Origin of the sequence: Clostridium aciditolerans (genome assembly GCF_016316925.1) — a bacterium.
Taxonomy (GTDB): Bacteria; Bacillota; Clostridia; order Clostridiales; family Clostridiaceae; genus Clostridium_AM; species Clostridium_AM aciditolerans.
In genome coordinates, this window is the sequence record NZ_JAEEGB010000049.1 from 1 (window position 1) to 22,515 (window position 22,515).

Sequence of the window (22,515 nt, forward strand, 5' to 3'; positions counted from 1 at the left end):
CACAAGGGGAGCATATCAAACTCTTATTTATCTCTTTTTCTTATTTCCTCAATTCTTTTATCAGCATTCTTTGCTGCTTTTAATAATGCATATGTAATTACTATTATTAAAAATATTATCCCAATAATTAAATATATCATTATAAACCCCCAAATGTTTATAACTAAATTATTGCCATATTTTTTATATTTATATGCATTAATTTTCCATTATGTTGTAAAACAAATAAAAACATAGACTTACTTCACTTAATGATTTCAAGTTTAGAGCACTGCTAAGACATCTATCAAACCTGTTTCATAACATCATTTCAAGAATAAAAATTATATCTTTTTCTATATACATGTTCTGATAGCTCCAAAATAATAAAAGCGCCTAAGTCCTAAGACCTAAACGCCAGTTAATATATGTTTGTACTTAACACGCTATTTATTATATCATATCTATTAAACTCCTGGTGGATCAATCTTTTTATCCCAACCTGGTGGGTCTGGTTGCCTATATGGTGTATCTATTCTCATACTCTCATCTCCTTTTATAGTTCTTACTGTAGTATTATATAAAACTATACTATCTGCATTTATAACATATAACTGTCTCTATCTTTTCTTTATCTACTCTTTTACTGTTTCAATAAGAACATGTTAAATACCTATCCTTAGCCATCTTGTCTACATCTTCTGATAGTAATACAAATTCTAATTTACATGTTTTACATTTATAGCTTGTATAGATATTTAGCATATTCTCATTTCCCCCTATGTATATATATATATTTGACTTTTAGTAACAATTTATATATTTATTCATAATATAATATTGTAGTAAAATTTATGGAGGTATCTAATGAATAACATGAACTACTACAATGACAATAATGAAGACATAATTGAAAACTACTATCAGCCTAGAAATATGAATTCTCCTACTTATCCTATGTATTCTTGCCCCCCATGCAACTATCCAATGTCTATGAGGGATGAATACTACAATTCAGATGAATATGATGATCCAGGATACAGACAAAGACGTCGTAGAAGACGTAGATATCATCGCCCTTTCTTTTATCCTTTTTATCCTTTCTACCCATATTATGATCCTTATTTTAACTATGGGTTTTCAGCTCCTTTTTTAGCTGGATTATTACTTGGATCTTTTTTGTAATATTATAAGCCATTTATTATAAGAAAAAGGCACTCTATAAATAGGTGCCTTTACTGTTGCCGCACAATTTTTATGTAATCCCTGTTGGCAACTTAACCGTTATATTAAATTTTCTATGATACTATTATAACACTGTATTTAATATAAATTTATGCTTATATCATTGTTTTTTTGTTGCATCTTTTATTACTGTAGGTGCTTCCTTTTCTATAACTTCTACTTTCTGTATAGTGCCATGTGACACCCCAGCTATTTTTGCTATTTCTTCTCTTGTATCTATAGGATTAATAATAAATTTTGATTCCTGTGAAATTTCTTCTATCTGCTTTTCTAATTCAGGTGCAATAGGAATGTCTGATTCATCATAAGTAAATGCATTTGAAAGGAGTATTCGAAATAAATATGAATTAGCTGAATACTTAAATATTACTGAAGATTTTTTGAATGAAGCAATAAATCACTATAGAGAAAAGTATGGCATTTATTGCGAAATTGATAACTATTTAGTATATTTTGAACCTCATTTTGGGGTTTTAAAATATTTTAATAATATTGAAAAGAGACTATTAGCCATGAAAAAGAAAATTACAGATGAACAGCTTGAAAGATCTATGACATTACTTACCACAGCAATGGATAATTACACAAAAGATGATGAAGTTTTTTAATTAAGAATACTATAGAATTACTTACGATGTTGGAATAGATGCAAATGGCAAAAGAATTAGAAAGCAGTTCTTAGGTAAAAGTAGCATGGAAAAAATACTAAATCAGAGATAGGATACAAAAATAAGATATATAGCCTTAATTTCTTACGCTACTGGCATGAGACGAGGTGAGATTTTAGGCTTGAAGGAATTCGACATCGATTATGCTGAAAGCTGCAAATAGTTTCAATGAAGAAAATAAAGACTTAATTTTTTTATCTGCAAATGGAGAATATATTGAAGCAAGTAATTTAAATAAATCATGGATATATTTTCTTAAAAGATGTGGCGTTGCTCACAAAAAATTTCACGCCTTAAGACATACCTATGCTACCTTACAATTTGAAAACGATAGACCATTATTAACAATATCTAAATTATTAGGTCATGCTAGTATTGATATTACTGCTGATACTTACACACATGTAATGAAGAAAGAAAAGGAGAAGGCTATTGATACTTTAAGTTTATTAAATACGGTGTAAAAATGGTGTAAATTTTAAAATGGCGTATAATATTTATAGGAATAAAAAAGCTATAACCCTTTATATTACTAGGTTACAGCATTTTGGTGACTCCTAGGGGAATCGAACCCCTGATTCCACCGTGAGAGGGTGGCGTCTTAACCTCTTGACCAAGGAGCCTTAGAACTATAGTTAGCACATTTATGTAACTTCTATACTAATATCATAATAATATTTAATATTTTTGTCTAATAACTTATATGAATAGATTAAACTTCACTTATCTAAAAATTTTATTTGTAATGTTATTAATGTTTTATTACTATAACAAAAGAAGCTTTATCAAATATAATTAAGCATTCTAATGCTAGTAATGTTATAATTTTTATTACAAAAATACATAAAAGAAAATGGGGAGGTTACTTTGTCGTACATATATTGTACTTATACAAAATAACTTCCCCTTTAAATCTCGTCATCTTTTCAAGAATACTAAACTAATAAGACATTTGCAAAACCATTTTTATTAGCTATGTCCTTTAAATTATTCATTTCTTCTTCTGATGGTGCCTTCATATGGCTAAATTCTTCTCTAACACCAAAATGTCTGTACCTTATAATCTTATACCTTATTTCCTTGATTTTTTGATATTCCCTAAGCATATTAGTTATTTCATAGACAGTTTTTCTATTATCTAAATAATCATCTATAACAACTGTTCTAATTTCAAATAATTTTCCTATACTTGCTAAATACTTTGCATTTTCTAATACTATTTCATTGCTTTTTGAAGTTAGTTCAATATGCTCATCCTTATCAATTGATTTTATATCTAACATTACGGCATCAGTATATTCCATCAATTCCGGATAATCAGAAAACCTTATTGACCCATTAGAATCTAGAAAATTACTTAATCCTAGTTTCCTAGTTTCTTTAAATAACTCTATCAAAAAATCCTTTTGTAGTGTACACTCCCCACCAGAAGTTGTTATTCCCTTTATAAATGGAATATTCCTTTTAATATGGGAAAGCAGTTCATCTACACTTAGGTTTTGTATTTTAGGAGAAGCGTTAAATGTACACACCTTTATACAATTATCACAATTAATACAGTTATCTTTGTTCCAAAGTACCTTGCCATCCACTACAGTAAGTGCTTTAGAAGGGCACTTATCTACACATTTTAGACAGTTTACACAGTGGTTAATTGTTTCTGGATTATGACAATACTTGCAATTGAAATTACAACCTTGAAAGAAAATTGCTGTCCTATTTCCTGGACCGTCAACAACACTGCTGTCAATAATCTTATTAACCTTTGCTCTAATCATTTGTACCTCTAACTTTCCTATTAAGAATTCCATAATTATTTAAAGGTTCCTGAGCATATTGTATAGTGTCATAGCTTACCTGTTCTCCTTTGTTGAATTTTTCAAGGTCTGATTTTTTAACAAGATATCCAGTAACTCTTATAAGGTCACCATCTTCTGCATAAGCTGAAATATATCTCATGCCTGATGCAAATCCACCATTAAAAATATCAAGAACTGCTTGCGGATTTTCATTTGCAGTGTGATCAAATGGAAAATGATCTCCTATACCTGATGGAAAATATTTATGGAACATTCCAGCCTGTCTTAGATGATCATATAAAGGAATTTCTTCACCAATTGCTATCCTCATTCCAGCTGTGGTACCTTCATCTCCAGCTGCCCCTACTTGTGAATGAAGAATAAATCTATTGCCCCATATCCTTCCATACTTGCTTTCAAATCTATCTACTCTTTCTTTTATAATATCTAAGATTTTTACTCCTAGCTCATTTGCTTCTTGATCTTTCCCAAAAGATAGATTCTTGTTATCGAGCTTCATAAGCTTATTTACACATTCATGCATTCCAACCATTCCAAATAAGCCAACAAATCTGTCAAGCTCAACAAAGCCTTCAGTTACTAAAAAGTTTGATTTAAAAAATGCAGTTTCTTCAACAATAAATCTAATTTTGCTTTCCATAAACTTAGTCATTGCGTCTATAGCTTCTAAAAGCTTCACGTTAAAGAATTCCTCTGTTGATTTTGAATCTTCTGCAATTTTATTAAGTCTTAACCTTGAAAGTGTAAATGCTCCACCTCCAATTGGAAGTCCATTATAACAGCTTGCTATACCATAATCGCCTTTAAAATCTTCTCTGAATATTTTATCATTAGCAAATGCTGGATTAGCACAAATTAATGAGGATTCAACACACTTAAGTGCAAATTTATTACTTGTTTTATCCTCATCATAAAGAATTGTTAAATTTGGAGTTACATTTTGAAGTTCTTTTTCTAAATCTATAATTATATTTCCTGCCAAAGTCTCTTCTGGACCTACATTTGCATGAGAAAAGCTATCATCTATTGTTCTGTCTAAATTTATTAAGAACCACTTTATCTGTTCTCTTGCCTCTTTTTCATCTACAATAAAAGGGTCTAATAATTTATCAATGCTTCCTAAATAAACAGGAAATCTTGTTACTGAAGGGACATGATGATAGAATATCAAAAGCATATTAATTGCGTCAGTTAAAGTTTTTGCAGGTTTTAGCCTTAAAAACTCACATCCTTTTTTCAATAACTTTTCATAATCAGGTAAAATGTATCTTGGTGCATAAGGTGCATGGCCTTCATCAAGGTCACATATAATACCCTTATGAACAAGTTCAAAAAATTTTTCATCTGCGCCATCAGGATAAGGCAGTTGATTTTCAGCCAGCTTTGCAAGTCCATGAGTTTGCTGTTCATATGTGAGACTTTTATTTTTAATTATCTCTAAAACAGCTTCTTTTGTTTCGTCGATATTTTTATAAATTTTCACAATAAATCCTCCTCTATCATTTAATAATTTCGCTTTTCATTGATTCTATTTTAGCAATAATGATATACTTTAATAAATGACAACTGTCACATTTTTAAAAAAGGAGACATTATGAATAACTTCAATGATTCTTTAAAAAAAGTAATAGAATTTTCTTTTTCAAATAAATCTAGTTCCCACAATGCTTCCAAAGAATTTTTAAAAGAGTTTTCTTCTGATAAAATTCAAATATTTGATTTGGAAGAAAACAAAATATTCATTGAAAGTAATAATAAGTTAGATTATATCTATATATTAGTCAATGGTATGGCCTATATAGCATATTATACTGTTGATGGAAGACGTATAATAGCAGATACACTAAATGGAGTGCAGATATTTGGCCTAATTGAAGCTGTTAATAATACTAGTTGTTATAGTGGCACTGTAATAACTCTTTCTAAGTCCCTGCTGGTTAAGGTTAAAAAAGAGTATTTTTTAGAAGCAATATATAATGACATTCACATAGCCTCATACATAATAAAATACTTGGCGGCCTTCTCTACTCATTCTATAAAAGCTTCAGAATATAAAACGTCAATATCGCCATACGAAAATTTGATTATCTATTTGTATAATAAAACCTTGAAAAAAAATCTTCCTTGTAAAATTAAGGACAATAAAACCTTTATTGCAGATTCCTTACATATAAATAAAAGAACACTTTATAGATATTTAAATAGGTTAACAGATGATGATATTATTTCGAGAGATCGTCAAGATATAGTAATAACTGAAAATAACTACAAGAAGATTCAAAGAATTTTTAATTCTATTAATAATATATAGACATAAAAAATCGGAGTACCTCTTTAAGTGAGGAATCTCCGATTTTACTTTTTACTTAACTATTACATTTTGTTAGATTACATTAAAACTTATAATATTTCTAGTATTTCTACAGTATATTTTTCACTTGGAGCATTAACTTCAACTATATCTCCAACTTTTTTGCCCATTAATGCTTTCCCTAAATCTGATTCTACACTTATAAGCATATTTTCTGGATCTGCATCTATAGTAGTTACTAATGACATAGTTTCTTCATATTCATCCTCTATAAATTTAATTCTAAACTTGCTATTAACCCCAAGTACTGATTTATCTAGGCTTTTATCATCTATTACAGTTGCAGTTGAAATCATACTTAGTAAATATTGAATTCTATTATCATTTTCTCTATAGTTTGCGCAGGCTTCTTTATATTCTGCATTTTCCGATCTATCGCCATGTGCAGCAGCTACTAATTTTTCCTTTGCTATTTCAGCTCTTTTTACGGTCATTCTATATTCTAATTCCTCTTTTAATTTATTCATATTTTCTTCTGTTAGTATATTATTCATATAAGAATAAACCTCCTTGAGATATATTACCTTAATATTATACAGTATATAGAAAAAAATAAAAATTACTTTATTTAATAGTTTTTATTCTTATCAAATCTCTATGGTGTTTCATAACATAATAAACTATAAAAAGAATGGTAAAAAGAATAGTCATACCTTCAATATATATTTAATTTTACATTAATTATGATATAATAGGTGTAACGTATTGGGGGTGTTTTTATGAAGGTCTGTGATACATTCAGCTATAAATCAGCTTGCTCCGTGCAAAGACTACAACAAAGTCAGCTATGCTTTGTTTGGAGCCTAAGCTGTTAGGTTAGCTGGAATGCGTACATGTTTTAGGCCCTGCAACACATAGCCTTTTTGTATTCTTTGCTTTGATACTTTCATAAGAGTGGAGGAGTAAGGAAATGAAATATGCAAAGGCACAAGATGTGTTACCAGAGGAAATTGTTAAAATAATTCAAGAATATGTAGATGGAAAATATCTTTATGTACCCAGAAAAAATGAAAATCATAAGGCCTGGGGAGAAAAGAGTGGTATAAAGAATAGTCTTAAGGTGAGAAATAATGAGATTTATAAAAAGTACATTGATGGAGCTACTATTAATGAACTAACTCAGGAATATTACCTGTCAGAAAAAAGTATAAGAAGAATACTAGGTCAACAGAAACGTATATTCTCACAATCATTACAGAATTGTTTATTAGATTGAATGCTTATTTTAAACCATGTTATGATTTCATTGTGGAACTCCAATGAAAGTTATCATATCTAATTTAAAACAAGGTTCAAAAGTAAAATGATTGTGAATATGTATTACGTTTTAAATTAGGATGATTATTGTTACCTTCAATTGGAGTAATAATAATCATCTTTTTGTTATTGGGCTGATGGTAAAATGAAACTAGAAGTAATGTCATATTTATTTACATGAATAATGAAAAATAGTACGTGTTAGAAAAGAGGTGCTTGATTTTATGAAGGCTTTTATAAAAAAGCATGAATATAATTATATAAGAAAGTGTTTAAATGATTTAAATAATGCTTTCAGAGGTTGTGTAGATATTAATATTATTCAATCTGCTAAAGCATATATACAAGAGAAAATATTATATCTTTTTACAAGTTTATCAGAGGAAGAAAAAGAGCTACTTGATATTAGTAAAATAACTGATTCATCCCACATTGATAAGTATTTAGCTGAGTTAAATGAATATGTGTATGGAATGCCAAACATTACAAATACACAAATTAGTAGACTATTTAAAAAGGAAAAGAAACTTAAATTACCAAACCTAAATGCACAGGATTTAAAGAATGTATATTTAGGTTGGATTGATAAATCCACTGGAAAATTATTTGTAGCTTACAATATGGATGATAAACTTGTAGGTATGGCGTGTAGAATTACAAATCATGTTTCCAATAACGCTCGTAGATGTGTGCTTTGCAATCATGTAGGCGGGGAAAATGAAGTAGCTTTTGTTTCACCTATCTGTAAAACAGCTAATTCTGCGGAAGGTGCTTATAGATCAATAGGCTTTGATATATGTTTAGATAGCGAGAATTGTAATAAACGAATTGTATCAATCGAAAAGCTTGAGAAAATTTTAAAGGATGTTAACAATATAAAGTGATAATTACACGCATATCCAGCCCATCTCCACAAGTAAAAAATCAAGAAATAAATTATGGTTAAGATTTTCAGCCTAAAACATCTTATATTATGTTTTAGGCTGTTATCCGCTACAATGCACTTAATAAAAACCCTATGCTTTTTAAAACATAGGGTTTTTATCAATCTAATTTTATATGACAATATCCACCTGGATTTTTCTTAAGATATTTTTGATGATATTCCTCTACACCCCAAAAGCATCCACCTGCTAAAACTATTTTTTTCATTATAAATCCCTCCTATATAACTATAATTTATTAATATATTATATCATTCTAAAGCCTTTATATAGTAAAAATATATTATTCCCTATAGTAATTATATAGATTCTAGTTGAGAGCTTTATTTTAATAAATATCCAATAATCATCATCTGCAAATGGAAAGTAAGCTATAAATTAATGTCTGCAGTGGAGTATAAAGCTGCATTACCACTGAGTTTTACTCTCTCCCCCTGATACTCACAATATAATGTGCCTCCTCTTGACGAAGCCTGATAGGCAATCAACTCATCCTTTCCTAACCTGTTAGCCCAGAACGGAATGATGTGGCAATGTCCTGAACCACATACGGGATCTTCTGGTACATTACATTTAGGTGCAAATGATCTGGATACACAGTCAAACTCTCTACCCTGAGCTGTGACCTGTAAAAGCAGTCCATCTAGTGCATTTATCTTTTCTTGATTTGGATTTAAATTTCTAACTTCTTCTTCAGATCCAAGAATACAGAGTAAGTCCCTTCCCATATATGCTTCTAGTGGTCTTACTCCTATGGCTTCCACCATTGCCTCCGTTACCTCTACTTTTTTTAATTCGTAAGCTGGAAAGTCCATTTCAAAAAGTTCACCTTTTTTTATAACTGTTAACAACCCGCTGAGTGTCTGGAAACGAACTTCTGTTGCTTCAGGTTCAATAAACTTAGTGATAATATATGCCGTTGCGAGAGTTGCATGTCCACATAAATTAATCTCACCACCAGGAGTGAACCACCTTAATTTATAATCTGATCCTTCCTTTACGGCAAAAGCTGTCTCTGACAGATTGTTTTCCATTGTTATCTTCATCATAATCTCATCAGAAAGCCACTCATCCATGACACATACTGCTGCAGGGTTTCCCCCAAATACTTTGTCTGAAAAAGCATCTACTACATATTGTCTCATTTTAATTTTCTCCTTTATCTTCCTAAATAAACAACTGTTTCAACCTCACACAGGATGCCAATGGAAAGTTCTTTTTACTGCAATACAAGTCCTGGCTAGGTTCTAAAAAAATACTTTACATATACCAAATTAAATTCTGTAGAGTAATATTCCACACACAATATGTATGTTAAGCAAATTATATCATCGCGATTATATGCTTTCAATATCATAATTGTATGTAATACAATTATATAATTGAAGCCATACATTTATGTATGATATAATATAATTACTATACTATATTCCATACAATAAGAGGTAAACTTGTCATTATAATAAAACAAATTTTATTTGGAGGTGCTTTTAATGGCTAAAGAAGTAAATATCGATTGGAACAACTTAGGATTTAATTATATCAAGACAGATTTCCGTTATATTTCAAAATGGAAAGACGGACAATGGGACGACGGACAATTAGTTGAAGATAACATGCTTAGTATAAGTGAAGCTTCAACCGCTCTTCATTATGGACAACAATGTTTTGAAGGCTTAAAGGCTTATCGTACAAAAGACGGTAAAATTCAGCTTTTTAGACCAGATAGCAATGGAAAACGTATACAGGACAGCTGTAGACGTATCTTAATGCCAGAAGTTCCAGTAGAAAAGTTTGTAGATGCTTGTATTAAAGTTGTTAAGGCAAATGAACATTATGTTCCACCTTATGGCACTGGAGCAACTCTTTATCTTAGACCTTTTGTAATCGGCGTTGGAGATAACGTTGGTGTTAAACCTGCTCCAGAATATATATTCTGCGTATTCTGTATACCTGTAGGTCCTTATTTTAAAGGCGGTATGAATCCTGTAAACTTCACTATAGCTGAATATGACAGAGCCGCTCCATATGGAACAGGTGCAGCAAAAGTTGGAGGTAACTATGCTGGAAGTCTTTATCCACATGAATTAGCAGTGAAAAAAGGATTTGCTGACTGTATATACCTTGATCCTGCTACTCATACTAAGATAGAAGAAGTTGGAGCAGCTAACTTCTTTGGAATAACAAAGGATAACAAATTTGTTACTCCAAAATCTCCATCAATTCTTCCAAGTATAACTAAATACTCTTTGTTATATATTGCAAAAGAATATTTAAATATGGAAGTTGAAGAAAGAGATGTTTTAGTTGATAACCTAGATGAATTTAAGGAAGCTGGTGCTTGCGGAACTGCTGCAGTAATAACTCCAATCGGCGGAATAGAGTATAAAGGAACCTTACATGTATTCCATAGTGAAACAGAAGTAGGACCTATAACTAAAAAACTATATGATACCCTTTATGGAATTCAATTTGGAGATGTACAGGCTCCAGAAGGATGGATAGTTGAGGTTAAATAACAGTTTATAAAATTCATTAATGACAATTCTCGTTTTATATTTAAACCATTCTTTGCTGACATTTTTGCATTTTTTAGCGAAAGTATCGGCAAAGGATGGCTTAATCACTTTATCTATAATATAGAGTTACCAGGCCGAAAATTGACTTATACGCCGGTATATGTTTCCAAGCATCAGCACGTTAAAAACTTTTAGTCAGTCTAAAGCTTGTGTTTTAAGACAACCTAAGAACTTTCGAGAACTCGCTATGCTCAAACAGCTCTAAAGTTCTAAGGTTCTCTTAAAACCCTTCACTAAGACTGGCACAAAGTTTTTAAATCTACTTCAGCTTTGGAAACATATCCCTCTGTATAAGTCAATTTTCTAGTTTGTTTCTCTATATAGATATTTGAGGGTACATAGTATTTGAAATATTTGCATATAATACATATATTAATCAAATTATATTATTGTAGCTGTATGACTTCAATGTTATAATTGTACGTAATACAATTTTAGGAAACGTAAAGATTAATAATCTTTACGGACTCTAGAGAAACATTAGGAGGTCCATATGCCAGTAAATTCTTTTGATGGTTATCCAATGACATGGCAACCTGATAAAACCCAACTTACAACACCACTATATCTTTCAATTGCAAATTTATTAGAATACGATATTATAAATGGCTATCTTGCCCCAAACACAAAATTGCCACCTCAACGAGAGCTGGCGGATTATTTAGATATTAATCTTAGTACTATAACAAGGGCATTTAAAATATGTGAATTAAAAGGATTAATTTATGCTACAACAGGAAAAGGAACTTTTGTTTCACCAAATGCAGGTGCAGCAATCTCAATAACAGATAGCAGAACAGAGAATAGCTACATAGAAATGGGCATTATAAAACCTTTTGACCAAACCAACTCTATTGTAGCAGAGACAGTAAAAAATATCTTATCAAAAGGATATATAGAAAAGTTATTAGACTATGGTCACCCGTTAGGTACTCCATATCATAAGCTCTCTGCTAAAAAGTGGTTGCAAAAATATAATATAGACGCAAATATTGAAAATATTGCGATTACGTCTGGTGCTCAAAACTCCCTTGCAGTCACCTTAATTTCTCTTTTTCACTCAGGAGATAAAATTGCAGTTGATATGTACACCTATCCTAATTTTATTGGACTGGCAAATATGCTAAACATTCAATTAGTTCCAGTAAAGGGAGACCTTTTAGGAATGAAACCGGAGGAATTGGATGCTCAATGCAAACTAAATAACATACAAGGTGTATATCTTATGCCTTCTTGTGATAACCCTACAGGGATTTTGATGAATATGGAGCGCAGACAGGAACTTGCAGAAGTTATAAAAAAGAATAATCTTATCTTAATAGAAGATGACATTTATTATTTTCTTGCCCCACAAAGTTATCTTCCTATTACTTCTTTTGTACCTGAGCAATCCATTTATATCCACAGCATTTCAAAATCTTTATGTTCAGGAATACGAGTAGCCTTTATAGTATATCCTGAAAAATATTCCGCAAATATAACCCGAGGAATATATAGCATAAATATAAAAACTTCTGCACTAAACGCAGAGGTTATCACTGAAATGATCAATACTGGAATGGCAGACAAAATAGTTGAAGATAAAATATCAATTGCAAAGGAACGGAATCAAATTTATAAAAAGTATTTTAAAATAGAAAATCCAAATGAAAATCCTGTAAGCTTTTTTCATTGGCTTCCATTGAAGCAAAAGTTTAATGCAAATCAATTTGAGAAAAACGCTTTAGTACAGGGAATTCATATTTATCATTCCGATCGCTTTTTAGTTGGGAATTATGAGGGACAACAATTTTTACGTGTATCGCTCTCGTCTTCTGCTGATTCTAGTGAATTGGAAAAAGGATTATGTATATTAAAAAATATCTTATCTGAATCAAATGATGAAAAAAGTATAAATCCACTAATAATATAAAAAGCATACTTACAGATAGACAGATATTCCAAGTGGCTTTCACAGAGTACGTGAAGTATTAGAGCGAGTAGCCAAATGTAAAAAACCATGCTAGATAGGAGAGTTAGCATGGTTTCTTGAATAATATAGGCACTGTCTTTATTTCTCATAACATATTTAATTTATATAAGTTCTGTAATAATTATTCTATAACTGTATAAACTATATCTACATAAATATCCTCTATTCCACATTGGGATTTTATTATAGCAATAAATAGTCCTACATTCTTTTAAACGAGAGTGTAGGACTTGTTAGCTTTACAATAAAAGAAAGCCCGTTGTAGTGGGCTTTCTAAAACTTCTAGGGATTTTATTATAGTAAAAGGGCCTATATCTTTTTAGGATACAATCTCTTTTACTTTATTTTTTTAGTGGCATATTTAGATGGTTTTAAGAGGTAAAAAACACCGAAAATTCATTCTGAGTAATATGATGTTCTTACAAATCGTTCATTTTTTAGTTTTTATGTTAAAGATGAATACTGTAAACTACCAACGCTGAAAGTAAGGCTTGTTAAGTAAGCTAGTAGATTAGATACTCAAGAATTTAGTTAAGTTTACTACTTAATATTGCGTTATCAAATTTGAACACTAGAGACTATATGAACTTTATCTTACTATCTTAAACCTTTCCTCACCCTCACTAATAGGCACATCAATCATAGCCATTTTCTTTACAGATGCCCGTTTCAATGCTTGCATGCAATTGACTAGAAAATAAATTTGCAATTCTTCTCCTTGTAATTCTGCTTCCACACTTCCATCTTCTAAGTTTTTCACCCATCCCGTTAATTTCATTCTTTCAGCAATACAATATATTTCCAAGCGAAATCCTACTTTTTGTACTCTTCCAGAAAAAGTAACTCTCTTTCTGATTATACTGCTTGAATTAAATTTAGGAAACTTAATATTGTTTGCATGACTAATTACATAACAGTCTCTTAATTTCTTAAAAACGTTCATTCTTCAGCGTACTCCTTTTGCAGATTGACATTCTATTGCTTAAAATACCTTATATTGTATCCTCATCTCTACTAATCAATATATTATATAATTCATAATTTAACTCCTTTCAATTTCACATAATTCTATGATTATGAATTAACTGTTGGTAATTATAGCATATAATTCAATTAAATTCATTACATTCCTCATAGTAAAAAGATAGGATTTCATTATTTAACACCACATTATTCAATTTTCAAGGAACATCGTTCGCATTTTCAAATTCAATAGTTACGTCGCTTTATATTTAGAAAGTATATCTATTATAAACTTATGATAAATACATTATATTTTTGAAATGCGACACAAAAACACCGCAGAATTCAGATTTGAATAATGCAGTGTTAAAGTAAATTATTCACTTTTCTATTTATGACATTAAATATTATAACCAATACTTATTACTTTATTGCAATGGGGACAAATATAAGTAAAAGTGAATGCTGTCGTAGTTTTAAGAGGATTTTAAGAGTAATACCTTTTGAATATTTAATGGAATAAGTTATTTTAGAAAAGTATTTAAAAAATATATAAATTGTACACCTTCTGAATATAGAAATAAACATAGTGTAAAATAGCCTAAGTGCCTTCTTGAATATATATTTTTTTTAACTATATCAATATTATTCCTTCCATATAAAACACCATATTAAAGAAAAATGCAAAGATTTATTTCTTTGCATTTACTTACTATTTATTATATTTACCACTTTTACTAATACTTTGCCACACACATTTATAATTATTTTCAAATAACATTTGGATATCAATTTCAGGATTCATAATCCAAAGTGCTATAGCCCCCTGTATTACTGAGATAACATACCAAGCTGTGGATTTAGAATCACTGTTACTTGAAAATTCTCCAAGGCTTTTTCCTTCTTCGATAACAGCTTCTACTTTCATCAGCAATTCATTTGAAAATTGAATCACATAGTTTGTCATAACTTCGTACTTTTTTATGGCTTCTACAATTAGAATAATTAAAGCTCTATTATTAAACTTATTCACATCCAAATCTGTTCTTAGATTTTTTTCTATATCAGTAGGTACCTTAAAAAGATTTTGTAGCCTTTTTGTTGGAGACCCTACACTCTTATCAACACTCCTTATTAATTCATCAAGGTACGGAATTATAAACTTTTCTATTATTTCACCTATAAGTTCATCCTTACTTTTAAAATGATGATAAAAGCCACCTTTGGCTATCCCTACTTCTTTTATCAAGTCATTTACAGAAACTTCTACAAAACCTCTCTCAATAAATAGCTTAAGAGCTGTTCTTAAAATTCTATCCTTAGTATCCATAATTTTTCCCTCACTATGCTAAATTACTAATATAATAATACAATTATAAGACGTAAAAGGCAAATTAATGATACTTACTTTACCTAACCATTTTGCTCTAGGTTGTCTGCTTTAAATTTTGACTTTTTAAATTTCATCTTAAGTTCAGCAACAATAGTATAGAAAGATGGAACTACAACTAAAGTTAGTATTGTAGAATACATCAAACCAAAAATAATAACTATTCCCATAGGCTTGAAAAGTACTTCTCCAGCTATGGACATTGGTATAAGCCCTGCAATTGCTGTTAGTGCAGTTAAAACAACGGGCCTAAATCTCGCTCCTCCAGCATTAATAACTGCCTGTTTAAGCTCAACACCTTTTTTTCGTTCATCTTCAATAAATTCTATAAGTACTATTCCATTTCTTGCAACAATCCCTATTAGTGCAATGGCACCTAAAATAGCCATAAACCCGAGCTGCTTTCCTGTAACAAATAATCCAATTATGCTACCTCCAAAAGCTAAAAAGAAGGTACTGGTAACTATTATCGGAGCAGTAAATGAGTAAAATTGTAGTATTATAACCGTTAAAATTAACACTGCTGCTATTACCAAAAGTTTTATTAAATCCATAAAAATATCTACAGACTCAACAGTTTCTCCACCTGGCTCCCAGCTGAAACCTTCTGGGAAATTAATAGTGCCAACTGCTTTTTTAACATCTTTCATAACAGCAGCTGCTGTTCTACCATCCACATCAGCAGATATTTCAACGTATCGAGTTAAGTTACGACGAGGTACGGAATTAATTGAGAAAGAAGGCGTAATTTTAGCCAGTTGCTTTAAAGGTATCTGTTGACCTTGTGCATTTGGAACACTTAAACGTTCAAAACTAACCATAGGGTCTTCCTTTGATTTATTTGCATATAATACTATGTCTGATACATCATTTTTGTCATCAAATTTATCTATAGTTATGCCGTCATTTACCAAACGAATAGTACTTGTAATATCTGAATAGTTAACCTGCACTTTATCCATTAAAGGTTTATTTATTTCTATTTTATAGCTGTAATTATCAATACCGATATTATCTTTTACATTAGAAGTTCCCCCAATGTTTTTAACTTTACTTTTTACTTGCCCCGATAGACTACGAAGCTTATTTATGTCTTGTCCATAAACCCTTATTACTACTGGCTTACCTACTGGAAATCCCATTAGTACTTCTCTTGGTACAACCTCTGCTTGAGGATAGAGTTTTTTTAAGTCACTATTCCACTTATCGATGATATCAGAAGTTTTCATTTTTGTTTCATCAATTTTCACAAAAACTTGTCCAGATTGCTCACTATCCTTAATATTTTCATTTGTTAAAAACATGGATGTGGCTGGTCCTCCTGCATAAGCTGATACCAATTTTACATTGGGTTGTGAGCTCACCCATTTAGATACACCTCCCACAATAGCTTTTGTATCTTGTATACTACTTCCAGGCTGATTATTTATATTTATAAGCATTTCTGCTCTATCTGCTTTTGGAAAAAGCTGTATTGGTATGAATGCTGCTAGAATATAAGCACACAGTGTAATTAAGGTTGATACTGCAACCGCTTTTAAAGGATTATCCAGTATTCTAGCCATAAACTTATTAGTATACCAATTTGTAATTTTATTAATTTGTTTCCCTAAAAGTCCCGCTGGCTTACTAAGACTTTCTTTTTTTCCTACTCTTTTACCCTGCCATATACGAAAAACAGGTATAATAGTAAGAGCCATAACCATTGACGCTATCATAGCTATACAAACAATAACTGGTAGTGGACGAGCAAATTCTCCTGTATTACCGGGCAAAAAAGCTATAGGCAGAAATGAAGCAATGGTTGCTAGCGTTGCCGTTAAAATAGATATAAAAACTTCTTTTGGTCCATTTATTGATGCTTCATCCACAGATTCTCCTAAAACAGTAATATGTCTATCTATATTATCATTTACAACTACAGCATCATCCACTAGAATTCCGAGTACTACAATTAATGCATATACAGTAATTTGATTAAAGGTAACACCAAAGATTGGAGCTAACATTAAACTTACTGACATGGATATAGGTATTGCCAGCGCAATCATAAGTGAAGTATTAAAACTTAATCCTAAAGAACATACAATTAAAACTGAAGCAATAGCCGTAATTGTTTCATGAAGTAAACTTGTGAACATATCATCTAACCTTTCATCAGTAGAATATATATTCTCAAATTTAATCCCTTTTGGTAGAGATTTTTTAAAAGTTTCTATCTTTTCGGTAACTCTTTTTTGTGCTGAAGGTACATCTGTTCCAACTTCAGCATTAATAGATATATTTACAGCAGGCTTACCATTATGATATACATAATGATCGACTTTTTCATTAGACATATAGGCTTTTCCTATATCCTTCAAATAAATAGGGTTTCCTTCTTTGGTGGTTGAAACAATTATATTGTTTAAGTTTTCAGAATTATAGGATTCACTTAATATCAATTGATATCTATGATTTTCGTTATCTAAATTACCTAATGGTGTTTTATCCCTATCTCCCTTAATTGCTGCCGTTACTTGTTTCCAGGTTAAGCCATAGTTGTATAACTTTTGCGTATCCAAATCCACTTTTACCTGCTTTTCAGGCAATCCTACTACTGTAACATCAGACACTCCTGGAATTGTTCTAAGCTGATCCTTCCAGTTGTTAATATCTGTTCTTATATTATATAAATCCTCTAAAGAGTTTGCTGTAATGTTTAAAGTTTGTATAAAAGTCTTTAATAAATCATCATTTACCTGTGGCTTTTTTGCATTGTCTGGTAAATCCGGCTCTGCATCCTGTACTTTTTTTCTAAGCTCATCCCATTTTTCCTTAGGCTTTTGTTTTTTATTTACTTCTACAGTAATAATAGATACACTATCTCTAGACTCCGAGGTAATTGACTTTAATCCCTGTATTTCCTTTATTCTTTCTTCTATCTTTTTCGTTACAGTTTGTTCTACTTTTTCCGGAGTTCCTCCTGGCAGTACTGTTGTTACCACTGCAGTATAGCTAGTAGTATCCGGATTTTCTTGTCTAGGTAAGGTAATAAAACCATATATTCCACCAATGACAGCTATTATAAAAAATAGTATGGTTATTTTCTTTTTTCTTACTATAAATTCAATCACTTGTTATCACTCTCCAGCGCCTTTACTTTGTCACCATTAGATAACCTGTCTGCTCCTTCAATAATTATGCTTTCAGCTTCATTTATACCTGATGTAATTTCTAACTTATTATTTTTTAATTCACCAATTTTAACATCAGTTTTTACTGCTTTATTATCTTTTAAAAGAAAAACATAAGGAGTTGAACTTCCACTGCTTATGACTGCTTCTTTGGGAACAAAAATAGCATCCCCATTGTCAGTCTTATGGTCACAGGTAACTACTTGCCCAGGACGCCAGTTGTGTTTTGCATTATCTATTGTAACCTCTACATTTATGCTGCCTGTACTTTCATTGGTAGCTGAAAATATATTTGTTACCTGTCCATCCATTGATTCGTTATATAAATTTAAGGATACTTTATCCCCTGTCTTCCATGATGAAATCTCATAATCTGGTACAGGCAGTGTAACTTTAAGTTTATCTATGTCTCCTATTTTATATGCTGCAGTTCCTGCAGATACTAATTGTCCTTGATATATATATTTTGATATAATAACCCCTTTTATCGGTGACTTAAGAGAAGTTTTTGAAAGTGCTAATTCAGCCTGTCCTTTTATAGAAAGAGTCTGTGCATAAGCAGAATTTGCCTGCTGCTTTTCCTCTTCTGTGGCACCTTCAGCAGTAAGAGAATATGCCTGCTTAACAGTATCTCTATTTCTCTCAGCAGAGCTTAAGCTATTTTGAGACTTTTCATAATCACTCTGTGATATATATCCTGATTTATATAAACTTTCACTTCTTTTAAAATCAGTTACAGCTTGATTATAATCTGTTTCTGATTGTTGTAACTTTAAGTTAGCTTCTGCTAATTGTTGAGCTCTAGCCCCTTTAACAGTTTGACTAAGCACTGCTTGTGCTTTATCTACATTTGCTTGAGCTTGTTGTACCTGTAATTCATAATCCTTACTGTCTACTGATGCTAAAATATCATCTACATTTACAGTAGTACCTTCTTGTACATTTAAAGAATTTATTCTACCTGATACCTCAAAAGAAACAGTTGCTTCCTGCAAGGGCTGCAATGTTCCCGATAGTTGAGATAGGTTACTTACATTTTCCTTCTTAACTTTTTGTACTTTTACTTCTTTTAATTCAGATGAAGTATTTGTTGATTTACCACAGGCAGTTAGCGTTGTAAGCATAACTGTTAGTAATACAATTGAACATACCTTCTTATAAGTCATTAATGTCCCTCCTTAGAATTTTATAAATTAGAACAACCACTCAACAGACCGACCAGTCTGTCTCTATTGTAGCATTCAATTAATATTTGTTCAATATATGGAAATAAAAAAATCAGTGTAACAAATTTCGTCTAGAACTGTTTTAAACTAAGAAACCGTATTAGATTTCTCTAATACGGTCACTATATATTCGTAATATATAAAAATTAGCATTGAGTTTATAGATACTTCAAAGGATTATCTAAAATTTCTTGGAAGCCATTAAAGAACTGTCCAACATGTATTCCGTCAACCAAAGCATGATGTGCCTGTACAGATATTGGTAACTTAATTTTATCACCTTCTTCAAAGTATTTACCCCATGATATTCTTGGTATGCTATCAACAGGATTCATCTGGATTGGGTAAATGATGTTAGTAAATGAAACCCAAGGAATGCTGGTAATATACAACAAGTAGTCACGCCCTGGTTCATCCTCTATGCTTATGTTGTTTTTTACCATTTCAATTTCCTTTAACGTATTATTTTTAAAATCCTTAAATTTCTCCATAAAGTTTGATGTACAAAAACTAAATACCTCCCCTTCAGTTATTACAGTAAAAGATGGATTTACAGTTTCATGCTCAATTACATTATCTTCTCTTATCCTAAATCTAAATTCTTTTATGCTATTTGCTGTCTTTGTAGAAGCATATAAAACAGATATAAAAAATGGCAGTTCATTTTCTTTGATATGCTTATAAAAATTTGTAATATCAAGATTTCCACAAATATTAAAATGCGGGTAATCAAGTTGCTTAAAATAATTGTAGTGGTCTTTTCTCTTCCAATTTTCTATGTTTATAAACTTCATTTATCCGATGACTACCCGATCTAATATTCCCCCGCACTCTGTGAAAGCGATTTACACAAAATCATAGATTTTGGTTCTCTGCTTGCACTCTGTGAAAGCGATTCGCACCAAATCGGAGATTTGGGCTCTCTGCTTTTCTCAAAGTGGGAGTAAAGAGCGGCTACGCCCCTGGATAACGATTTCCCCTAAAGGATAACGCCTTCTAAGTGCTAAAGACACTAAGAAGCCTGTTAATAAGCATCAGTTGGAGGTTAAATGCCTAAATGGCATTTAACGGGCAGAATTGCCCAGTGGTCGCAGACAAACTCCATCTGATGCCAAGAACTCTGTTTATGCCATCTAGTCTAAAGAATAGTTCATAAATAACAAAGGGAAATATTATTTATGTAAAATAAGTATAGCCATAAGATATTTTTTTAAGTATCTCATGGCTCATTTGTCAATTAATATAAAAACTTAAATGGCTTACAATTCATTTTCTTACAACTTCGCTAGATCTGATAAAGATAACTTATCAATGATTTCATAACCATGTCCCTCTCCCAGCGGCTTAACAATAACTGTTCCCATGTTAGGGATTTGACCCAAACTAATCCCTTTTGGAAAACTGTGAGCAATGATAATCTTATTACTTCCTTGAGGCGGTTTGATTTCTAGCCTTGAATCAAGAGAGTCTAATATTCTTTTTTGTTCTGCACTTGACAAGTTCTCATCCAACCTATAAATTTCAAACAAAAATGGATCAATTTGAACATTTGCACTTCCAAAAGCCAATTGTGCCGTTTCTATAGTTCTACAAAAAGGGCTAGCTATAATGGGATAACTAATAGGAATTCGTAAATTACGAAGAATTTGTCCATAGTAAACCGCTTGTCTTCTACCCAATTCAGAAAGATTTCTTTGGGTAAAACAGTTCCAAAAATTTAAATTAGGTTGATCTATTCCTACTGTTGCTTCTCCATGCCTAGCATATAGTATATACCCGCCCTTTCTAAGTAAATCCAGTAACGATCTGTTCAATTAATTTCTCCCTCCACATGAATTTTTTGAGATTACTAACATTATATGATATTCGCCAGAATTGTAACCTATAATTCACAAGATTGATTTTGCCTTATCCAATTCTTTTTTAAATGCTATTTCTATCATTTCATTACCTACCAAAAAATAAAATACTCTTACCTGTATTATTAGGGTAAGAGTTACGATAATATTTCTCCATTAATCCTTATAAAGGTGTTTATTAGCTTTAATATAATTTTCCCCCCAAATATTCATGGAATCTAATACTGGTTTTAAACTCCTTCCTAGTTCTGAAAGAGAATATTCAACCTTAGGCGGAACTTCAGGATATACTTTTCTAATAATCAATCCATCAGCTTCCATTTGTCGAAGCTGCTGTGTTAACATTTTTTGACTTATCCCATTAATTCCATTCTCAAGTTCACTAAATCTTTGTGTTCCATTGTCATGTAAATTTCTTAAAATAAGAACTTTCCACTTGTGACCAATAAGTTTAACAGTCTCTTCAATTGGACATAACTTACTACATGTCATCTGCATTCTCTCCCATCATATATAAATTGATACTAACTGTTTAGTTAGGGCATTACGAAATAGTGCCTTCTTGTAAAAAGTTAATAACGATTATATTATAATATTGTAAATCAGAAAAACATAGGAGGAAATTTTTTATAAAAAAATAAAATGTAGTCTTACCATAAATAATAACTTTAACAATTAATTTGAATAAGTATTATAAATTAAGGAGATGCATAATCATGGAAATATTAAATGTTAACACTATTACAGAAAAGACCAAAAGGAAAGCACTGTTTACAGAAGGTACAATGGACTCAGGTATTTTATTCTATGAACCAGGCGAAACAATGACTCCTCATAAACATTCAAATTTAGATGAAATATTCTATGTAGTTAGTGGTGACGGAATAATAACTATAGATGGCAAAGATATTTCAATTAAAGAGAATGATGTAATCCTATCTCCAAATGAGGAAAGCCACGGATTTACAAACAATGGAGATAAAAAATTAGTTATTCTACAAGTAAAAAACACTATTGTAAAATAACTGTAATATCTATAATCATTAGAGTAAAAGAATCAGGGGCT

At 31.0% G+C, this 22,515-nt stretch carries 22 protein-coding genes, 1 tRNA gene and 1 pseudogene; 11 read left to right on the forward strand and 13 right to left on the reverse strand.

What is annotated here, in order from left to right; all coding sequences use genetic code 11:
• Window positions 1–846: 846 nt before the first annotated feature.
• From I6U51_RS23385 to I6U51_RS23400, 4 genes are all read left to right on the forward strand, one after another.
• Window positions 847–1,164, forward strand: a complete 318-nt coding sequence (locus I6U51_RS23385; protein WP_246517641.1) for a hypothetical protein — start codon at window positions 847–849, stop codon at window positions 1,162–1,164.
• Window positions 1,165–1,394: 230 nt separating this feature from the next.
• Complete coding sequence (locus tag I6U51_RS23390) at window positions 1,395–1,532, forward strand: hypothetical protein (RefSeq protein WP_211144969.1); 138 nt, start codon at window positions 1,395–1,397, stop codon at window positions 1,530–1,532.
• A 72-nt stretch (window positions 1,533–1,604) separates the two neighbouring features.
• Complete coding sequence (locus I6U51_RS23395) at window positions 1,605–1,832, forward strand: hypothetical protein (RefSeq protein ID WP_246517643.1); 228 nt, start codon at window positions 1,605–1,607, stop codon at window positions 1,830–1,832.
• 203 nt (window positions 1,833–2,035) lie between these two features.
• On the forward strand, window positions 2,036–2,356 hold the full coding sequence (locus tag I6U51_RS23400) for a tyrosine-type recombinase/integrase (protein ID WP_246517652.1): 321 nt from the start codon (window positions 2,036–2,038) through the stop codon (window positions 2,354–2,356).
• A gap of 84 nt (window positions 2,357–2,440) precedes the next feature.
• On the opposite strand, the gene I6U51_RS23405 is transcribed toward I6U51_RS23400, so the two are convergent.
• From I6U51_RS23405 to I6U51_RS23415, 3 genes are all read right to left on the reverse strand, one after another.
• Window positions 2,441–2,515 (reverse strand) — tRNA-Glu (locus tag I6U51_RS23405).
• Between the two features lie 312 nt (window positions 2,516–2,827).
• On the reverse strand, window positions 2,828–3,670 hold the full coding sequence (locus I6U51_RS23410; protein WP_211144970.1) for a YjjW family glycine radical enzyme activase: 843 nt from the start codon (window positions 3,668–3,670) through the stop codon (window positions 2,828–2,830).
• Entirely contained in the window at window positions 3,663–5,195 is a 1,533-nt protein-coding gene (locus I6U51_RS23415) for a YjjI family glycine radical enzyme (protein WP_211144971.1), read from the reverse strand. The genes I6U51_RS23410 and I6U51_RS23415 overlap by 8 nt, the downstream gene beginning before the upstream one ends.
• Before the next feature lie 111 nt (window positions 5,196–5,306).
• Here I6U51_RS23415 and I6U51_RS23420 point away from each other — a divergent pair, with 111 nt between their 5' ends.
• Window positions 5,307–6,023 carry a Crp/Fnr family transcriptional regulator gene (locus I6U51_RS23420; protein ID WP_211144972.1) on the forward strand — a complete coding sequence of 239 codons (717 nt, stop codon included), beginning with the start codon at window positions 5,307–5,309 and terminating at the stop codon, window positions 6,021–6,023.
• An 89-nt stretch (window positions 6,024–6,112) separates the two neighbouring features.
• Here I6U51_RS23420 and I6U51_RS23425 read toward each other — a convergent pair whose 3' ends face one another.
• Entirely contained in the window at window positions 6,113–6,577 is a 465-nt protein-coding gene (locus I6U51_RS23425) for a GreA/GreB family elongation factor (protein ID WP_211144973.1), read from the reverse strand.
• 416 nt (window positions 6,578–6,993) lie between these two features.
• Between I6U51_RS23425 and I6U51_RS23430 the strand changes: the two genes are divergently transcribed.
• Together I6U51_RS23430 and I6U51_RS23435 are read left to right on the forward strand one after the other, a co-directional pair.
• The gene (locus I6U51_RS23430) at window positions 6,994–7,299 is read left to right on the forward strand and encodes a CD3324 family protein (protein WP_211144974.1); all 306 of its coding nucleotides are present in this window, start codon (window positions 6,994–6,996) and stop codon (window positions 7,297–7,299) included.
• A 265-nt stretch (window positions 7,300–7,564) separates the two neighbouring features.
• Window positions 7,565–8,224: a FusB/FusC family EF-G-binding protein gene (locus I6U51_RS23435; RefSeq protein ID WP_211144975.1), complete on the forward strand. Its 660-nt coding sequence runs from the start codon at window positions 7,565–7,567 to the stop codon at window positions 8,222–8,224.
• 160 nt (window positions 8,225–8,384) lie between these two features.
• Here the strand turns inward: I6U51_RS23435 and I6U51_RS23440 are convergent.
• Window positions 8,385–8,465, reverse strand: a pseudogene (locus I6U51_RS23440) (peptide-methionine (S)-S-oxide reductase); the annotation flags it as partial.
• 190 nt (window positions 8,466–8,655) lie between these two features.
• Window positions 8,656–9,429 (reverse strand): PhzF family phenazine biosynthesis protein, encoded by a 774-nt coding sequence (locus I6U51_RS23445; RefSeq protein WP_211144976.1) that lies wholly within the window; start codon window positions 9,427–9,429, stop codon window positions 8,656–8,658.
• 348 nt (window positions 9,430–9,777) lie between these two features.
• Between I6U51_RS23445 and I6U51_RS23450 the strand changes: the two genes are divergently transcribed.
• Together I6U51_RS23450 and I6U51_RS23455 are read left to right on the forward strand one after the other, a co-directional pair.
• Window positions 9,778–10,803: a branched-chain amino acid aminotransferase gene (locus tag I6U51_RS23450; RefSeq protein WP_211144977.1), complete on the forward strand. Its 1,026-nt coding sequence runs from the start codon at window positions 9,778–9,780 to the stop codon at window positions 10,801–10,803.
• A gap of 553 nt (window positions 10,804–11,356) precedes the next feature.
• Window positions 11,357–12,775, forward strand: a complete 1,419-nt coding sequence (locus I6U51_RS23455; RefSeq protein WP_211144978.1) for an aminotransferase-like domain-containing protein — start codon at window positions 11,357–11,359, stop codon at window positions 12,773–12,775.
• A gap of 649 nt (window positions 12,776–13,424) precedes the next feature.
• On the opposite strand, the gene I6U51_RS23460 is transcribed toward I6U51_RS23455, so the two are convergent.
• Window positions 13,425–13,778, reverse strand: coding sequence for an acylphosphatase (locus I6U51_RS23460; protein ID WP_211144979.1), 354 nt, complete (start codon window positions 13,776–13,778; stop codon window positions 13,425–13,427).
• Between the two features lie 539 nt (window positions 13,779–14,317).
• Between I6U51_RS23460 and I6U51_RS25385 the strand changes: the two genes are divergently transcribed.
• Window positions 14,318–14,398 (forward strand): AraC family transcriptional regulator, encoded by an 81-nt coding sequence (locus I6U51_RS25385; protein ID WP_343069863.1) that lies wholly within the window; start codon window positions 14,318–14,320, stop codon window positions 14,396–14,398.
• Between the two features lie 112 nt (window positions 14,399–14,510).
• Here the strand turns inward: I6U51_RS25385 and I6U51_RS23470 are convergent, their stop codons facing one another.
• The 6 genes from I6U51_RS23470 to I6U51_RS23495 all read right to left on the reverse strand — a co-directional run bounded on the left by I6U51_RS23470 (window position 14,511) and on the right by I6U51_RS23495 (window position 21,941).
• Window positions 14,511–15,128, reverse strand: a complete 618-nt coding sequence (locus I6U51_RS23470; protein WP_211144980.1) for a TetR/AcrR family transcriptional regulator — start codon at window positions 15,126–15,128, stop codon at window positions 14,511–14,513.
• A gap of 83 nt (window positions 15,129–15,211) precedes the next feature.
• On the reverse strand, window positions 15,212–18,304 hold the full coding sequence (locus I6U51_RS23475) for an efflux RND transporter permease subunit (RefSeq protein ID WP_211144981.1): 3,093 nt from the start codon (window positions 18,302–18,304) through the stop codon (window positions 15,212–15,214).
• Entirely contained in the window at window positions 18,301–19,530 is a 1,230-nt protein-coding gene (locus I6U51_RS23480; protein ID WP_211144982.1) for an efflux RND transporter periplasmic adaptor subunit, read from the reverse strand. Before I6U51_RS23480 ends, I6U51_RS23475 begins: the two co-directional genes overlap by 4 nt.
• Window positions 19,531–19,748: 218 nt before the next feature.
• Window positions 19,749–20,384 (reverse strand): chloramphenicol acetyltransferase, encoded by a 636-nt coding sequence (locus I6U51_RS23485; RefSeq protein WP_211144983.1) that lies wholly within the window; start codon window positions 20,382–20,384, stop codon window positions 19,749–19,751.
• Window positions 20,385–20,864: 480 nt separating this feature from the next.
• On the reverse strand, window positions 20,865–21,404 hold the full coding sequence (locus I6U51_RS23490; RefSeq protein WP_211144984.1) for a histidine phosphatase family protein: 540 nt from the start codon (window positions 21,402–21,404) through the stop codon (window positions 20,865–20,867).
• Between the two features lie 201 nt (window positions 21,405–21,605).
• Complete coding sequence (locus tag I6U51_RS23495; RefSeq protein ID WP_178910614.1) at window positions 21,606–21,941, reverse strand: winged helix-turn-helix transcriptional regulator; 336 nt, start codon at window positions 21,939–21,941, stop codon at window positions 21,606–21,608.
• A 224-nt stretch (window positions 21,942–22,165) separates the two neighbouring features.
• Between I6U51_RS23495 and I6U51_RS23500 the strand changes: the two genes are divergently transcribed.
• Window positions 22,166–22,474 carry a cupin domain-containing protein gene (locus I6U51_RS23500; protein ID WP_211144985.1) on the forward strand — a complete coding sequence of 103 codons (309 nt, stop codon included), beginning with the start codon at window positions 22,166–22,168 and terminating at the stop codon, window positions 22,472–22,474.
• The last annotated feature ends 41 nt before the right edge of the window (window positions 22,475–22,515 follow it).

What these genes read in the sequence shown, in the direction of transcription:
- I6U51_RS23480 (WP_211144982.1), bottom strand. Translation starts at nt 19,530, where the DNA reads ATGACTTATAAGAAGGTATGTTCAATTGTATTACTAACAGTTATGCTT.
- I6U51_RS23410 (WP_211144970.1), bottom strand. Translation starts at nt 3,670, where the DNA reads ATGATTAGAGCAAAGGTTAATAAGATTATTGACAGCAGTGTTGTTGAC.
- I6U51_RS23455 (WP_211144978.1), top strand. Translation starts at nt 11,357, where the DNA reads ATGCCAGTAAATTCTTTTGATGGTTATCCAATGACATGGCAACCTGAT.
- I6U51_RS23430 (WP_211144974.1), top strand. Translation starts at nt 6,994, where the DNA reads ATGAAATATGCAAAGGCACAAGATGTGTTACCAGAGGAAATTGTTAAA.
- I6U51_RS23400 (WP_246517652.1), top strand. Translation starts at nt 2,036, where the DNA reads ATGCTGAAAGCTGCAAATAGTTTCAATGAAGAAAATAAAGACTTAATT.
- I6U51_RS23500 (WP_211144985.1), top strand. Translation starts at nt 22,166, where the DNA reads ATGGAAATATTAAATGTTAACACTATTACAGAAAAGACCAAAAGGAAA.
- I6U51_RS23420 (WP_211144972.1), top strand. Translation starts at nt 5,307, where the DNA reads ATGAATAACTTCAATGATTCTTTAAAAAAAGTAATAGAATTTTCTTTT.
- I6U51_RS23460 (WP_211144979.1), bottom strand. Translation starts at nt 13,778, where the DNA reads ATGAACGTTTTTAAGAAATTAAGAGACTGTTATGTAATTAGTCATGCA.
- I6U51_RS23435 (WP_211144975.1), top strand. Translation starts at nt 7,565, where the DNA reads ATGAAGGCTTTTATAAAAAAGCATGAATATAATTATATAAGAAAGTGT.
- I6U51_RS23385 (WP_246517641.1), top strand. Translation starts at nt 847, where the DNA reads ATGAATAACATGAACTACTACAATGACAATAATGAAGACATAATTGAA.
- I6U51_RS23495 (WP_178910614.1), bottom strand. Translation starts at nt 21,941, where the DNA reads ATGACATGTAGTAAGTTATGTCCAATTGAAGAGACTGTTAAACTTATT.
- I6U51_RS23425 (WP_211144973.1), bottom strand. Translation starts at nt 6,577, where the DNA reads ATGAATAATATACTAACAGAAGAAAATATGAATAAATTAAAAGAGGAA.
- I6U51_RS23485 (WP_211144983.1), bottom strand. Translation starts at nt 20,384, where the DNA reads ATGAAGTTTATAAACATAGAAAATTGGAAGAGAAAAGACCACTACAAT.
- I6U51_RS23445 (WP_211144976.1), bottom strand. Translation starts at nt 9,429, where the DNA reads ATGAGACAATATGTAGTAGATGCTTTTTCAGACAAAGTATTTGGGGGA.
- I6U51_RS23450 (WP_211144977.1), top strand. Translation starts at nt 9,778, where the DNA reads ATGGCTAAAGAAGTAAATATCGATTGGAACAACTTAGGATTTAATTAT.
- I6U51_RS23470 (WP_211144980.1), bottom strand. Translation starts at nt 15,128, where the DNA reads ATGGATACTAAGGATAGAATTTTAAGAACAGCTCTTAAGCTATTTATT.